The following is a 15,327-nucleotide window of genomic DNA, read 5'->3' as shown; positions in this document are numbered from 1 at the left end:
TTTCATTTGCCCAATTGGGAGGCTCGTCTATTTTTGTGAATGACGCGTAAACCTCTGTATTAAACCTTTAACGCTATTCGCATGACTCCTTTACTGTACTTAGTTCCCGTGCTGGGGATTGTGGGGTTAATTGTAATGTTTGCCAAGGCCGGCTGGGTCAACCGGCAGGACGCGGGCAGCTCCGATATGCAGGAGATTGCCAACGCCATTGCCGCCGGGGCGCTCGCTTTTCTCAAGGCCGAATGGCGTGTTCTGATAGTTTTTGGTCTTGCAGTAGCGGTTCTTCTGGCCTTTTCCGGGACCCTGGTGGAAAACTCGGACTGGGTCATCGGAGTAGCCTTCGCGATCGGAGCGTTTATCTCCGCCCTGGCCGGGTACATCGGTATGAACATTGCGACGAAAGCCAACGTCCGTACCTCGCAGGCGGGCCGTACGAGCCTCGCCAAGGCGCTGAGCGTCTCATTCACAGGTGGTTCGGTGATGGGTATCGGCGTGGCGTCGCTGGCTGTCCTCGGGCTTGGCAGCCTCTTCATCCTTTTTTACCACCTGTATGTGGGAGAGACGGGCAACGTCAACGGTCTGGAAATGGAGAAGGCGCTTGAAGTACTGGCGGGTTTCTCGCTGGGCGCCGAGAGTATTGCCCTGTTTGCCCGTGTCGGCGGTGGTATTTACACGAAAGCGGCGGACGTAGGCGCTGACCTCGTCGGTAAGGTCGAAGCCGGTATTCCGGAAGACGACCCCCGCAACCCGGCTACGATTGCCGATAACGTAGGCGATAACGTCGGGGACGTGGCAGGTATGGGGGCTGATTTGTTCGGTTCGTATGTCGCGACGACACTCGCCACGATGGTACTGGGCCGCGAAATCGTTTCAACCGGCGATAATGCCAACGGTATCGCGCCGATAGCGTTGCCAATGTTGATTGCCGGCCTGGGACTCGTCTTCAGTATTATCTCCATGGCGTTTGTCCGTGTTTCGGACGATAACGGCAGCGTACAAAAGGCGTTGAATATCGGCAACTGGGGCTCCATTATCCTAACGGCCATTGCGTCTTTCCCGCTGGTGAAATGGCTGCTGCCTTCGGGTACGATGTCGATCCGGGGCGTTGAGTTTGTGTCGGAAGATGTCTTCCATAGTATTTTGCTGGGATTGGTCGTCGGTGCTATTATGTCGGCGGTGACGGAGTACTACACGGCCATTGGCAAGCGACCGGTCCGTTCTATTGTGCAGCAGTCATCTACCGGCCATGCGACCAATATTATCGGCGGGATTTCAGTGGGGATGGAATCCACAGTGATTCCGATTATCGTCCTCGCTACGGGTATTTTCCTGAGCTACAAATTTGCCGGTCTGTACGGCGTGGCTATTGCCGCTTCCGGCATGATGGCGACGACCGCCATGCAACTGGCTATTGACGCCTTCGGGCCGATCGCCGATAACGCAGGCGGAATTGCCGAAATGAGCCACCTGCCGGAAGAAGTACGCGGCCGGACTGACGTCCTGGACGCCGTAGGAAATACGACGGCTGCGACGGGTAAAGGCTTTGCCATCGCTTCCGCGGCACTTACGTCGCTTGCTCTGTTTGCGGCGTTTTGCGGAACCGCCGGTATTTCGTCCATCGATATCTTCAAGGCCGATGTACTCGCCGGTTTGTTCGTAGGCGCGATGGTGCCGTTTATTTTCAGCTCGCTGGCGATTGCGGCAGTAGGTCGCGCGGCGATGAAAATGGTGGAAGAAGTACGTCGCCAGTTCCGGGAAATCCCCGGTATCATGGAAGGTACTGCCAAGCCGGAGTACGACAAATGCGTGGCGATCTCGACGCAGGCTTCCATTCGTGAAATGGTTGCTCCGGGGCTGATCGCATTGCTGGTACCGGTGATCATCGGCTTCCTGTTTGGTCCGGAAGTACTGGGTGGTACGCTGGCGGGGGTGACGGTTTCCGGCGTCCTCCTGGGTATTTTCCAGAACAATGCCGGCGGTGCATGGGACAATGCCAAGAAGTCGTTCGAAAAAGGCGTCGATATCAACGGCACGATTTACTACAAGAAATCGGAGCCGCACAAGGCTGCTGTGACGGGTGATACCGTCGGCGATCCGTTCAAGGACACGTCCGGCCCTTCGATGAATATTCTTATCAAGCTGATGTCCATCGTCTCGCTTGTCATAGCTCCGCATATCGCTGTTCAGAAGCATGAAGCTTCGAAAGCGCCAGTACCGCCGAAGGTGGTGTTGGTGGCGAAGAAGTGAGTAGGACGAGGGCCGGCAAGAATGCCGGCCCTCGTTGTTTTCAGTTTTCAGTTTGTTGTTTTCAGTTGGGGTTGGGAGGGCGTTGTTAGATTGGGAGAGAGGGTAAGACGAATCCGTCTGCCCGCCGTGCGTAGCATTCGCTACGCACTTTTTAGTTGGCAGGCTGTGCCTGTCGTAAAATGCTCTTCCTAAAAGAACTTACGAACGCTTTTTAAGAACTAGTTGATGATCTGACCAGAGGCATCCCATCACGTTTGTTCGAATATTGAGGAGCCGATGAAATGCGTATGAAGTTTTTCGCGAGGGTGAGCTTGTTTTATACGGATCGCGGTAGGCACAGCCTACCAACTAAAAAGTGCGTAGCGAATGCTACGCACGGCGGGCCAACGTATTCGTCTTATCTCTTTCCCGTATCCAACACCTCTCGCAACCCCAACTGAAAACAGTAAACTGAAAACTGAAAACACAAGGGGCCGACGCGAACGCCAGCCCCAACTCTAATAACTACTTCAAAACCGGCAGCACAATCCTGCTCGCCTGCCCCGCCTCATGGAAGACACGGATCGTAGCTTTCTGGAAGTCGCTGTCCTTCGCCTGGTAGATGTCCACGAATTTTTGCGGGTTGCGGTCCACCAGCGGGAACCAGCTGCTCTGAATCTGTACCATTACCCGATGGCCTTTTTTGAAGGTATGGGCAATGTCGGGCAGGGTATATTTCACCCGGGTGATTTTGCCGGGAATAAAGGCTTCCGGTTTTTCGAAGCTGTTCCGGAAACGACCGCGCATCACTTCTCCACGTACCAGCATCTGGTACCCGTTCATGATGTACTTGTCTTCAGTGCTGTAGGAAAAATCATCCGGGAAGACATCAATGAGTTTCACCACGAAGTCCGCATCGCTGCCGGTAAGGCTCACCAGAAGATCTGCGACGAGCGGACCGGAGAGCGTCAGGTCTTCCGTCAATACCTCCGTCCGGAACGACAACACGTCCGGGCGGATGGAGGCAAACCGCTGATCATCGGTCATGTACTCCCGCGTCCGGTTGGATTTCACGCCTTCTGCGTAAGGGACCGGCCGGGCCGGATCGCTGACATACTCCGTAAAGGCGCCGCCGGCGGCCGGTTTGGCGAAAGAGAGGCCGCCCTTCGGCTGTAGGTACAAGGATGTTTCAGCGGCCTGTTTCGGCGGCCATTGCTCAAACTGCCGCCACTGGTTTTCACCGGTGAAGAAGATCGTCGCTTCCTTCAGGTTATCAACGTTACCTTTTCCTTTCAGGTAGTAGTTGAAGAATGGGACTTCCACTTTTTCGGCATACCAGGTGCTGGTCGGACTGCCAAACTGAACGTTTCCAAGCGAGGAGCCGTCGCTGCCCCGTCCGGCCCATTGTCCGTGGAACCAGGGCCCCATAATAATCTTGTTATCGTTTTTCGCCTTTTGCTCGATCGCGCTGTAGGTTGTCCAGGCGCCGAAGCAGTCTTCGGCGTCAAACAGGCCGCCTACTACCAGCGTCGCTACGCCGTTCGGAACATGGTTGGCGAAGTTCCGGACATTGCGGGCTTTCCACCATTCGTCCATGTTCGGATGCTTCATAAGCTCGTTCCAGAACCGGACGCTGTCACCCGTCAGCTTCGTGAAGTTGGGCAGCGCGCCGGTACGCAGAAAAAACTCGTAGTTGTCTTTCGTGGGCTGATTGTAGCCTTTCGGTCCGACGGTCGTCGGTGCAGGCCGCGGCATCCCGAAGCCTCTTTCCACGTAAAAAGTAAAGGCATCAGCCAGCATAAACGCCCCGTTGTGGTGGAAATCGTCGCCGAGGAACCAGTCTGTCACCGGTGCCTGCGGACTGGCTGCTTTCAGCGCGGGATGGTTACTGAGGGCTGCCATGGTGGAGTAGAAGCCGGGGTAGGAGATGCCGAACACGCCCACATTCCCGTTGTTGTTCGGCAGGTTTTTGACGAGCCAGTCGATGGTGTCATAGGTATCCGAGGCTTCGTCAACGCTGTTATTTCCTTTTTTGGCGGGAAGAAAAGGGCGTACGTCCTCGTAAACGCCTTCACTCATCCACCGGCCGCGCACATCCTGGATGACCATGATGTACCCCTCTTTCAGGTACTCCTTGTAGTGATTGAGGTAGAAGGGGCGGTATACATCTTTCCCGTACGGTGCACAGGAATAGGGCGTGCGCGTCATCAGGATCGGATGCTTTTCGCCGGTCTCTGTCGGAAGGTAAATAGAGGTAAAGAGGCGCTTGCCGTCCCGCATGGGGATGTACTGTTCAAGTTTGGTGTAATGCTGCCGGAACCAGGTAGAGTCAGGGTTTTGGGCGGCGGCCCCGAACGACAGGGAAAGACACAATGCGTAAAACAGGTGTTTCATACCAGAAAGATGTTGTGAAGAAAGAAAAACGCGGCGCCGACAAGTTACGCAATGCGGCGCAAAATCTCCGGAAAACAAAAAACCCGGCAGCAATGCCGGGTTTTTCGGTTCTCTCACATCGCGGGAGACTACTTGCCACGCAGGGAGCGCGGGATGTCGATCGTTGCGATGGGGAGGGCGAGTGCGTTGAGGATTTCAACGTTTTCAACCTTTACTTCGCTGACACGGACAGATTTGCCGAGGTCGAGGTGGCTGATGTTGACTTCCACAGCGTCCGGAATATTTTCAGCGGCACCACGCAGGGTAATTTTGCGCAGCTTCTGAACCAGTTTACCCCCTTTTTGAACACCGGGAGAGTTGCCTACAAACTTCAACGGAACGTTGACTTTGATCGGCTTGTCGGTGATTTCAAGGAAGTCGGCGTGCAGCAGGCTGTCGTTGACCGGGTGGAACTGCGTATCCTGGAGGATGGCGCGGTAGATATCACCTTCGATGTTCAACGTTACCTCGTAAGCATCCGGAGTAAACAGAAGATCACGGAACAGAATAGCCGGTGCGTAGAAGTGAACCTGGTTCGCACCACCGTACAGAACGGCAGGAATGTTGGCTTCGGCCCGAAGATCTTTCGATTCCTTCTTACCGAGATTCGCTCTTTTAAACCCTACAATCTCGAGTTTTTTCATTGTGTTGAAATTAAGTGCCTTGCGGCGAATTAGTAATTGATAAACAGGGAACTGATTGATTCGTAATCACGAATGCGTCCGATGGCCTTGGCAAACAGCTCGGCCACTGACAAGACCGTTATTTTCGGGCTGGACTGGCTCAGGGGGATGGTATCCGAGACGATCAGCTCTTCCAGAACGGAATTGGAAATATTTTCATAGGCCTTTCCGGACATCACCGGGTGAGAACAGATGGCCCGTACAGATTTCGCTCCTTTGTCGAGCAGCAACTGGGCTGCCTTGCAAATGGTACCGCCGGTATCGATGAGGTCATCAACGAGGATAACGTTGGCGTCCGTCACGTCGCCGATGAGCTGCATGGCGGCAATTTCGTTGGCTTTCTTGCGGAATTTGTCCACGATAACCAGGTTGGCGCCGGGGAAATAACTCGCAAATTTCCGGGTCCGGGCCACGCCGCCTACGTCGGGAGAGGCGAATACCAGGTTGTCCAGGTTCTTCGACCGGATGTACGGAACGAAGATGGATGCGCCTTCGAGATGGTCTACCGGGAAATCAAAGAATCCCTGGATCTGACCGGCATGAAGGTCCATCGTAATCAGGCGGTCGGCTCCCGCTGCGGTGAGCAGGTTGGCCACCAGTTTGGATCCGATCGATACCCGGGGTTTGTCTTTCCGGTCCTGACGGGAATAGCCGAAATACGGAACCACCGCCGTAACGTAGTGGGCAGAAGCCCGGCGGGCGGCGTCAATCATCAGCAGCAGCTCCATCAGATTCTCTGCCGGAGTGAACGTACTTTGGATCAGGAAAACGTCGCATCCACGGATCGATTCGTCGAAACTGGGTGACATCTCCCCGTCAGCAAACCGCTGAACAGTGACGGTCCCGAGATCTTTGCCGTAAAAACGGGCAATTTTCTGGGAGAGATACTGAGTAGAACTGCCTGAGAAAATTTTTACCGGATTGGTAGCCATTGGTCCCTTTAAAATTGAGCCGCAAAGGTAGGGAAAATATGAAGGGAAAGCCACGGAAATACGAAAAAAAGAGCGGCTGAACCCGGGTTTGCCTGAGGTTCAGCCGCCTTTTTTACGGAAAAACGATTAGTTCGTCTTCCAGAACTTTGTCGTCCGTCCGAGGAGCGGGCTGCCGATATATCCGCGAACAGCCAGTTCCGTTTCGGAGACTTTTGTGATCTTGCAGGAATAGGTCTTTCCGTTCCGCGGATCGTAAATCTTGCCGCCGGTCCAGACGCCGTCTCCGTCATACGTAAAATCGGTCAGCATCACCAGGCCGACGATCGGGCGGGTACGGAGTTTCTCTTCCGGATTTTTGGCGTCGAGACGGGGCGCTCCCGCACCGGCATCCTTGATCCAGACGATCTTCCCGTAATATTTCTCACCCTGTTTGTAAATCTGGACCTTGGAGGTCTTCTCTTCGTTGAACCAGACGCCCTGAATATCTTCCGAAACAGGCGCCAGGAATTTCCCCCAAAACAGGGAAACAAGCAGAAAGGCTGTTTTCATGCGGTTCGCGTTTGTTGAATACGACGGTACACAAACGTCACGAGAAAGGCAGATAGTATGCCGACTCCCGCGCCGACTGCTACATCCAGCGGATAATGCGCGCCGACATAGATCCGGCTATAGGATACCAACGCCGCCCAGACGTACAGCCAGCGGACAGCCGGATACTTCTGCCCGGCCAGCAAGGTCAGTACCGTCGCGAAGCCAAAGGTATTGGCGGCGTGACTGGAGGCAAACCCGAACGGCCCGCCGCATTCCCACACAACGTGGACCAGGCGCTCGATCGATGGCTCATGACAGGGCCGCAGCCGTGCTACCCAGGGCTTGAGTATGCTGCTGGTAAACTGGTCGCCCAGCGCAATCGTCGCGATAATGCAAAGTACAATACCGGTGGAACGTCCCCGGAACGTCCAGATCAGCCAGGCCAGTATCAGTGCATAAAACGGATACCAGAACGCCTGATCCGATACCCAGTACATGACCGGGTCAAGCCAGGACGCATGCGCTCCGTTCAGAGCCAGAAATATCCGGGTGTCAATGTCGTACAGCATAATCAGTAGCCGAGGACTTCACGAACACGGACAATGGTCTGACGCGCAATCGCACGGGCCTTTTCCTCCCCGCGCTGCAGCTCGCGCTCCAGCTCATCGAGGTTTTCCATGTAATAGGCGAAACGCTCGCGCTCCTTCGCAAAACGGGTCAGGATCAGCTCATACAAGGCCTGCTTGGCATGCCCGTAGCCATAATTGCCGCCGAGGTAGTTGGCGCGCATCTGTTCGACCTGCTCCGGCGACGCGATGAGGGAGTACAGGGTAAATGTCGTATCGCCGTCCGGATTTTTGGGCTCTTCAAGAGGAGTGGAATCGGTTACGATGGCCATTACCGCTTTGCGAAGCTGCTTTTCCGGCAGGAAGATGTTAATGTAGTTGTTGTAGGACTTGGACATTTTCCGTCCGTCCGTCCCCGGAATCGTCATGACGTCTTCCCGGATCGCGGGTTCGGGCAATACCAGGATTTCACCGAAATGCCGGTTGAAGGCCGTTCCGATATCCCGGGTGATTTCCAGGTGCTGCTTCTGGTCTTTCCCGACCGGTACGAGCTGGGCGTCGTACAACAAGATATCAGCCGCCATCAGCACCGGGTAGACAAAAAGCCCGGCGTTGACGTCCGACAGATTCTCCATTTTGTCCTTGAACGAATGGGCGTTGGCCAGCATCGGGTAGGGCGTGAAGCAGTTCAGGTACCAGGCGAGCTCGGTATGTTCGGCCACGCGTGACTGCCGGAAGAATACATTCTTTTCCGTATCAAACCCGCAGGCGAGCCAGGCGGCCGCAACAGCGTTGACAAATTCGCGGCGGGAAGCCCCGTCCTTGATAGTCGTCAGCGAGTGCAGGTCAGCAATAAAGAAGAACGATTCGTTCGACGGGTCCTTCGACAGTTCAATCGCCGGGAGAATAGCCCCCAGGATATTGCCGAGGTGCGGCAGTCCGGAACTTTGTATGCCGGTAAGAATACGAGCCATTGAGAAATAAAACAGTTATCGGATATTCGCAGTCGGCTTGGGCGGCCTGCGTTTTCCTGCAAAACTGCAACGTTACTGCCGCAATCAAAAATTTACCGGTCACGCTATGCCACAAATTCCACCTTCAACACTCCGGTTTTTGCAAGAACTGGGTCAGAATAATACCCGTGAGTGGTTTCAGGCGAATAAGAAACGCTGGGAAGGCGTCAAAACGAATTTCGAGGAAACCATCGCAGACCTGATCAAACGGATCGGTCAATTTGAGAACCTCGATGGCGTACGGGTGCAGGACTGCAACTACCGCATCGCCCGTGACATCCGCTTCTCTCCCGATAAATCCCCGTACAAAACCTGGTTGTCTGCCAGCTTCGGCGAAGGCGGCCGGAAGGGTGGAAAGATGGACTATTACCTGCATATCCAGCCCGGCGACGAATCGTTTATCGGCGGCGGCATGTACGAGGCCCTGCCCGTGCAACTGGCGAAATTCCGGCAGGAGATAGACTATAATCCCGGTGAAATCAAGGGAATCATCTACGATCCTGTTTTCAAGGAACATTTCGGCGAACCCTACGGAAACTCCCTCAAAACGGCTCCGAAAGGGTATGCGAAAGACCACCCCGATATCGACCTCCTGCGGCGTACGCAACTGTTTTTTTATCGGAAGTATACCGACAAGGAAGTAACTTCACCGGAATTTGCAGAGAAAATAGAGCACTCCTGCCGCATCCTCAAACCCTATCTGGACTTCCTGAACCTCATTTTCGAGGAGCCCAAAGACGAGGTGTAGCCACGGCAAACTAATTTGATAACGGCTCTGTTATTCCTCTGAACACGGTTCCGGAAGCAACTTTCACAGACCAAATGAACTTTCGTAAACGGAATCCGTTTTACCCTTCGAATCATCTATCATACCAATAATTGTAAAGACAATGGCACACAAAGCGATTGAAGCAACAGACACCAACTTTGAAGAACTGATCAATTCCGATAAACCTGTTTTAGTGGATTTCTGGGCAGAATGGTGCGGACCCTGTAAGATGATCGGACCGGCTGTAGAAGAGCTGGCCGGTGAGTACGAAGGAAAGGCCGTCGTAGCGAAAATGGACGTAGACGCCAACAGCGTAACCCCGTCCAAATTCGGTATCCGGAGCATCCCGACGCTCATGATCTTCAAGAACGGCCAACTGGTCGACAAAGTGGTCGGCGCTGTTCCGAAGCCGGTTTTGGCGCAGAAGCTTTCGGCGCAACTGTAAGCAAAAACAGGAAAAAAAACAGCCCGCTGGCCAAAAGCCAGCGGGCTGTTTTTTTTCCTGTTTTTGCAGTTTTCGGTTGGCGGTTTTCTGTTTTCAGTTCTGCCGGATGGGGAGTTGACTGATTGGGGAATAGTTAGCCTGTTTGCGGTTTTCAGTTCAGCATGAGTAAGTAGGCCGCCAAAAAAATAGACAAACCACTGAGTAGGTGGATATTGGATTCGACTTCCCCTAACTGAAAACTGAAAACTGAAAACTGAAAACTGAAAACTGAAAACTGAAAACTGAAAACTGAAAACTGAAAACTGAAAACCGAACCTACCCCTCCATCCCCCTCACCAACACCCCACACGCTTCCCGGATTTCCTCCTCAGTGATGGTCAGGGGCGGGGCGATGCGCATGGAATTGTCGCAGAAGAGGAACCAGTCGGTGATAACGCCGTTGGCGATGCCCCGGTCGATGATGCGTTTCAGGGTATCAAAGTCCGAAAACTCGACGGCCATCATCAAACCTTTGTGGCGGATTTCCCGGATAGCAGGGTGGACGAGGAGTGAGCGGAATAACTCCGCTTTCGCAGCGACAGTTTCGCAGAGGCGCTCGTCCCGGATGACCTGGAGCGCCGCCAGGGACGCAGCTGCGCTCACCGGATGCCCGCCAAACGTCGTAATATGCCCCAGAATCGGGTTGTTTTTGAATACCTGCATCAGTGCCTGCGGTGCCATGAACGCGCCGATCGGCATGCCGCCACCCATTCCCTTGGCCGCCAGCAGTACGTCCGGCACAACGCCATAGTCTTCAAAGGCCCAGAATGTACCCGTGCGACCGAATCCGGTCTGTATTTCATCGAAAATCAATAATGTGCCGGTTTCTGTACAGCGCTCGCGCAGGGCTTGCAGGTACGCTTGAGCGGGTACACGAACGCCGGCTTCTCCTGCTATTACTTCAATAATGACAGCGGCGGTTTTGTTCGTAATACGGCCGAGATCATCCGGCTGACCGTGCCGCAGATGCCCGATATCCGGCAGCAGGGGGCGGAACGGTCGCTTGAAAAACTCCGCGCCAGCCAGGCTCAGCGCTCCCTGGGTAGACCCGTGATAGGCGTTGAAGCAGGAGAGGATTTCGGTCCGCCCGGTATACCGCTTGGCGAGTTTCATCGCCCCTTCCACGGCTTCAGCGCCGGAATTGGTGAGGTACACGTTGTCAATCGCATGCCCGGACGGTGTTCGCCAGGCCGCCAGGGTTCCGACGAGGGCTTCGGCGAGTAGTACTTGCGGCGACTGCACGTATTCACCGTATACCATCGTATGGAGGTAACGGTCTACCTGAGCGTGTATGGCAGCGACTACCTTCGGGTGCCGGTGCCCGACGTTGGAGACGCCTATGCCGGCAATCAGATCCATATAAGCCTGTCCGTCAGGTCCGTACAGCCAGACGCCTTCGGCTTTTTCTACTTCAATACATAAGGGAAAATCAGACGTCTGAGCCAGGTGACTCAGGAATAGCTGTCGCTGCTGCATGGCTTACTGACTACTTCCGGCCTTGCTCGCAGGAAGTAGTGTTAATTTTTGTGAAAGGGAATATCGGGAATGGAAAACAGGTTACCTTTTGGCAACAACCTGTCCTGCCCATGAAATACCTGCTGCTTTTTCTCCTGTTTACCGCGTCTTTATCGGTATATGCACAGGATCCCGTTTACTATGCCAAACCCGATTCTACCGGACCGACGTTCAGACTGGTATTGAAAACAGGGGTAAAATTACGGGGCAGGATTCTTTATCAGGATGAAAAAGTTTGCCGCATTTTGACAGAGGAAGGTATGGAACTGGAAATCAGTCCATCCGATATTCTGAGGAGCGAGCGAACAGACATACGGCTCGAACAGTATCCCAACGTATTTCCACACCGGCTTATCTTTTATCCGACGGCATTTCCGATGGCCAAACACAGCATCGAGTATTCCAACAACGAGATACTCGTCTCCCGTGTTGGCTACGGATTGACAAAGCACTTCAGCGTTGCCGGCTCCTTTACTTCTTACGATCCTCGGTCAGTTTTCGCCCTTCATGCCAAGTGGACCGTTGTAGATACAAAGCTGATACGGGTAGCCGTCGACGGCAGTGCCTACAGCGGCCGCAGGGCAAAGGGAATCCTTTTACTACCGCAGGTGCTAGTGACGGTCGGCACATCCGAAAACAACCTGACGCTGGGCGGCGGCGTCGTTTTCGACAGAAACTACAATATCAAGGTCAGCCGTCTCATCGTCCTGGGCGGAGTCACAAAGATCTCAAGAGGCACTTCCCTCCTGATGCAAAACCAGATACTGGTGTCGCGGGCGGGAAGTGCAATGGGTATACTGGCGCTGGCGGCCCGGATGAACGGGCGGAAGGCAGGCTTTGACGGGGGACTGATGGTATTGACAGGCAGCCCTGAAAATACAAACTCCGGTATTTTTGTGCTGCCGTACTTCGGCTTTATGCTGAAGCTCGGAAGGCGCTAAACCTCGAAAAAACACGCCGAAGCGCCCACCCAGGAAAAATCCTTGTTGTACCGGACTCCGATCATTTCACCACGGCTCAGTCGGCTGAGGCTCGTCAGTAGTTTCGGACGGGCGTCTCCTTCCGGCCAGGTATACAGCAGGCGGATTTCGCATTTTACGCCGCCGTCAGGCGCCTGAATCACAGGCTCATACTGTACTTTTTTCTGAAGGATATAATGTCGCGGATCGGTGATCGCCGCGAGGCTCTCCGCCGTGGGATGCAGGTCTACGCCCATACCTGCGAAGCTGAAGAGGGGCTTCAGCACATAGTTGTCCAGGTCTTCCGGGAATTTTCCTCCGAAATCAGACAGATACCGCGTGTCGGGTACGTAGGGGGACTTCAGCAACGGCAGGATGTACTTCGAAATCCGGAAAAACCAATTGGGATGACCTACCCAGGTAACGTCAATATCGTCGGTCAGCTGAAAGTCGGTTTGCAGCCCCGGATAGCTTTGCAAGTCATCAAAAATCAGCCGGTTATAAATCCGGCGGATCGGCGTCCGAATGCCGTCCCGGTCATAAAACAGGTTACGGCCTTCCTTTTGAATTTGTGTATAGCAAACCGGACGAATACCTGTCAGCGCTTCCGTTACCGCAAAGTCGATTCGGGTTTTCTGTTTTTCGGGGAATATTTCGAGCAGAATACAGTGTTCCGGAGCTTCATCCCCAAGCAGTACCTTCTTCAGTTCAGCTGCGTAATCATCCGCTGCAAAATGCCACCGCAATGACTCCGGTATGGCCGGATACCGTTCGGCAAACAGTGCAGACAGATATCCCTGAAAAGCAAATACAGAAGGAAATCCCTGAAGTTCAATCAGTTGCGGAGTCAAATCCCCGGCTTCGTCGCGACAGACGGCAAAATCAATAGCCAGAAAGCTGGTATGGCCGTTTTCGCCGGGTACCCGCTGGCCGTCCGGAATGGCAGCCTCCGTTTTCATGCGGAAATCGGAGGCTGTGATGGTATCGATAAACGATTCGCCGGCTGTTATCAGTTTTTCCCGTAGCGCTGCCGGAATGAATACCGGCGACTCCGCTACCCGGAAGTCGAGCTGTCCGGGCCAGTCTTCCCGGATTTTCTGCAGAAAATCCACATAAACGGCCTCTGAAAAGGACTGATTGTATGCCTGACGAATGGAATCGATCATGAGAGTTTCTGATAAGCGTCCCGGAGGAAGGTCGGAATAATGACAGATTCGGTGAGGAGAATCTTATCCGGGTCGTTGAGGGTATTCAGCATCTGCTGGTACTTCTCATACCCGTGTTCGTGGATGATCTGCTTTTGCTTTTCAGGCTGCTGAAAATAGTGGAGCATCCCGACGGCGTCGGCTTCGGGGTGAAACTGCGTGCCGAATACTTCCCGGGAAAACCGAACGGCCATCACAGCCCGCTCCAGCGGTACATGCGGGCGGATCTTTTCGCGGCAGAGTACCTTCGCGCCGATGGCGTCGATTTGTTCGAGGTCGGCGCTGATGATCTGAAAATCACGGGAATCTACCGCCCAGAACGGATCGGGGAGGAGGTCAAAATACGGCTCGTCATAACCGTTTGCCGTTTTGTGAATCGGAAAGGTGCCGAAGCTGGTAGATCGCCGGCGCGTCACCCGGCCAATGCCGAGGTGGTGGCTGACCATTTGAAACGAATGGCAGATCAGGAAGAGAAACTTCCGGCCCTGACCCGAGTCGTTGATTTCGAAAATACGGTCGATCAAAGCGAAATAGGCAGTTCCCCAGGTTCCCGTATCCAGCGGGTCGCCGGGGCCGCCGGTCGACAGAAAGATATCATAGTCTTCCGCAGCGGGTATTTCCTGTTTGCCCCGGACGTCGAACGTTGCGACTTCACAACCTCCGATTTCGTCCGAAAACTCCTGAATAAGCTGGCGGATACAACGCATTCCCTCGTTGGGAACGCCGTCGTACATGTCCAGAACGGCTAATTTAAGTTGCTTCATTGGGTGCGGCGTCAGCTGTGTCCCGACAGCGGACGGATTCTCGTTGTACTGAAAACAGGCGGCAAAGATACACAATCGGCCGGGGTAATCCGGTCGGGAGGTACTTTCCCGTCAAAGGCAGGGCTATGAACGTATTCCGTGGCTGGTTTCCTGAACGATGAAATCGACTACTTTTTTCATGTCACGGGTTTGTTCCCAGACGGCCAGCTGACGGTCGGCTCCGGTACCCATGCGCAAAATTGTATTGATGTATTCCACCTCTTTCCGGCTGCCGAGTTCGTCGACAACATCGTCGATAAAGTCCAGCAGTTCCTGCGCCAGCGTGGTATAGGAAACTTCCTCCTGACGCCCGAAATCGATCAGTTTTCCGGAGATACCGTACCGGGCCGCCCGCCATTTGTTTTCGCTGATGAGGGCCTTTCGGTACATCCGGAAGTTGAGATTCTGTTTCATCAGCTTGTAGATCTTGACGACCAGCGCCTGCATGAGCGCGGCGAGGCAAATCGTCTCATCCACCCGCATCGGAATGTCGCAGATGCGGAACTCAACGGTATCGAAATGGGGGTGAAGCCGGATGTCCCACCAGATTTTCTTCCCGTCGTCGATGCAATTGGTTTTGATGAGGAGGTTGACGTACTCGTCGTACTCATTGGCGGAGTTGAAGTATTCGGGAATACCCGTCCGCGGAAATTTGTCGAATACTTTGGAACGGTAGCTTTTGAAACCCGTATCCCGCCCGCACCAGAACGGCGAGTTGGTGCTGAGCGCATAGATATGCGGCAGGAAGTACCGGACCGCGTTCATGATCTGGAGGCCTTCGTTCCGGCTGGGAATACCCACGTGAACATGCAGCCCGAAAATCAGGTTGGAGCGGGCTACATCCCGCATTTCGCTGATCAGCTGGTCGTACCGCGGGTTCGGTGTAATGAGCTGATCGACCCAGTCCGAAAAGGGATGGGTACCTGCCGCCGCGATGCGGAGGTTCTGCTTGTCGGCCAGCTCCATGATTTCCCGGCGCAGAAAGGTTACTTCCTCCCGGGCTTCGTGAATATTGGTGCAGATATTGGTCCCGACTTCTACAACAGCCTGGTGCATTTCCGCTTTCACGCGTTCCTGCAGAATGATCTTTCCTCCGTCCACAATCTTGCTCATGTGCGAACGCAGTTCTCGCGAGTCCGGATCAATGGTCTGGAACTCCTCTTCAATACCGAGCGTAAATACCGGCATGGCTCTTCAGGTTAGATGAA

General features: G+C 54.1%; 14 protein-coding genes. 4 read left to right on the top strand and 10 right to left on the bottom strand.

The window, feature by feature from the left end; all coding sequences use genetic code 11:
- The first annotated feature begins 81 nt into the window (after nucleotides 1-81).
- Nucleotides 82-2,247, top strand: coding sequence for a sodium-translocating pyrophosphatase (locus tag BLR09_RS15470; protein WP_093204032.1), 2,166 nt, complete (start codon nucleotides 82-84; stop codon nucleotides 2,245-2,247).
- 504 nt (nucleotides 2,248-2,751) lie between these two features.
- On the opposite strand, the gene BLR09_RS15465 is transcribed toward BLR09_RS15470, so the two are convergent.
- The 6 genes from BLR09_RS15465 to trpS all read right to left on the bottom strand — a co-directional run bounded on the left by BLR09_RS15465 (nucleotide 2,752) and on the right by trpS (nucleotide 8,345).
- Nucleotides 2,752-4,620 carry a CocE/NonD family hydrolase gene (locus tag BLR09_RS15465; protein WP_093204029.1) on the bottom strand — a complete coding sequence of 623 codons (1,869 nt, stop codon included), beginning with the start codon at nucleotides 4,618-4,620 and terminating at the stop codon, nucleotides 2,752-2,754.
- A gap of 128 nt (nucleotides 4,621-4,748) precedes the next feature.
- Nucleotides 4,749-5,303 (bottom strand): 50S ribosomal protein L25/general stress protein Ctc, encoded by a 555-nt coding sequence (locus tag BLR09_RS15460; protein ID WP_093204027.1) that lies wholly within the window; start codon nucleotides 5,301-5,303, stop codon nucleotides 4,749-4,751.
- A 29-nt stretch (nucleotides 5,304-5,332) separates the two neighbouring features.
- Nucleotides 5,333-6,274, bottom strand: a complete 942-nt coding sequence (locus BLR09_RS15455) for a ribose-phosphate pyrophosphokinase (protein WP_093204023.1) — start codon at nucleotides 6,272-6,274, stop codon at nucleotides 5,333-5,335.
- Between the two features lie 126 nt (nucleotides 6,275-6,400).
- On the bottom strand, nucleotides 6,401-6,823 hold the full coding sequence (locus tag BLR09_RS15450) for a DUF2147 domain-containing protein (RefSeq protein WP_093204020.1): 423 nt from the start codon (nucleotides 6,821-6,823) through the stop codon (nucleotides 6,401-6,403).
- Nucleotides 6,820-7,374, bottom strand: a complete 555-nt coding sequence (locus BLR09_RS15445; RefSeq protein ID WP_093204017.1) for a phosphatase PAP2 family protein — start codon at nucleotides 7,372-7,374, stop codon at nucleotides 6,820-6,822. Before BLR09_RS15445 ends, BLR09_RS15450 begins: the two co-directional genes overlap by 4 nt.
- A 2-nt stretch (nucleotides 7,375-7,376) precedes the next feature.
- Nucleotides 7,377-8,345 (bottom strand): tryptophan--tRNA ligase, encoded by a 969-nt coding sequence (gene trpS, locus BLR09_RS15440; protein ID WP_093204015.1) that lies wholly within the window; start codon nucleotides 8,343-8,345, stop codon nucleotides 7,377-7,379.
- Nucleotides 8,346-8,451: 106 nt separating this feature from the next.
- Between trpS and BLR09_RS15435 the strand changes: the two genes are divergently transcribed.
- Nucleotides 8,452-9,132: a DUF2461 domain-containing protein gene (locus tag BLR09_RS15435; RefSeq protein ID WP_176785568.1), complete on the top strand. Its 681-nt coding sequence runs from the start codon at nucleotides 8,452-8,454 to the stop codon at nucleotides 9,130-9,132.
- A gap of 142 nt (nucleotides 9,133-9,274) precedes the next feature.
- A complete protein-coding gene (trxA, locus tag BLR09_RS15430) occupies nucleotides 9,275-9,598 on the top strand; it encodes a thioredoxin (protein WP_093204012.1) in 324 nt (107 codons plus the stop codon).
- 315 nt (nucleotides 9,599-9,913) lie between these two features.
- On the opposite strand, the gene BLR09_RS15425 is transcribed toward trxA, so the two are convergent.
- A complete protein-coding gene (locus tag BLR09_RS15425) occupies nucleotides 9,914-11,113 on the bottom strand; it encodes an aspartate aminotransferase family protein (RefSeq protein WP_093204010.1) in 1,200 nt (399 codons plus the stop codon).
- 110 nt (nucleotides 11,114-11,223) lie between these two features.
- On the opposite strand from BLR09_RS15425, the gene BLR09_RS15420 reads away from it, so the two are divergent.
- The gene (locus BLR09_RS15420) at nucleotides 11,224-12,093 is read left to right on the top strand and encodes a hypothetical protein (protein WP_093204008.1); all 870 of its coding nucleotides are present in this window, start codon (nucleotides 11,224-11,226) and stop codon (nucleotides 12,091-12,093) included.
- On the opposite strand, the gene BLR09_RS15415 is transcribed toward BLR09_RS15420, so the two are convergent.
- From BLR09_RS15415 to BLR09_RS15405, 3 genes are all read right to left on the bottom strand, one after another.
- Nucleotides 12,090-13,277 (bottom strand): hypothetical protein, encoded by a 1,188-nt coding sequence (locus BLR09_RS15415; protein ID WP_093204004.1) that lies wholly within the window; start codon nucleotides 13,275-13,277, stop codon nucleotides 12,090-12,092. The two genes, BLR09_RS15420 and BLR09_RS15415, sit on opposite strands and share 4 nt — an antisense overlap.
- A complete protein-coding gene (locus BLR09_RS15410; protein ID WP_093204001.1) occupies nucleotides 13,274-14,080 on the bottom strand; it encodes a type 1 glutamine amidotransferase in 807 nt (268 codons plus the stop codon). The genes BLR09_RS15415 and BLR09_RS15410 overlap by 4 nt, the downstream gene beginning before the upstream one ends.
- Before the next feature lie 123 nt (nucleotides 14,081-14,203).
- Nucleotides 14,204-15,307 carry a carboxylate-amine ligase gene (locus tag BLR09_RS15405; RefSeq protein ID WP_093203999.1) on the bottom strand — a complete coding sequence of 368 codons (1,104 nt, stop codon included), beginning with the start codon at nucleotides 15,305-15,307 and terminating at the stop codon, nucleotides 14,204-14,206.
- Nucleotides 15,308-15,327 lie beyond the last annotated feature (20 nt).

This window comes from Siphonobacter aquaeclarae, assembly GCF_900103285.1.
In the GTDB taxonomy this organism is placed as follows: domain Bacteria; phylum Bacteroidota; class Bacteroidia; order Cytophagales; family Spirosomataceae; genus Siphonobacter; species Siphonobacter aquaeclarae.
The sequence above is the reverse complement of the archived record's forward strand: the minus strand, read 5'-3'. Positions and strand labels throughout refer to the sequence as shown.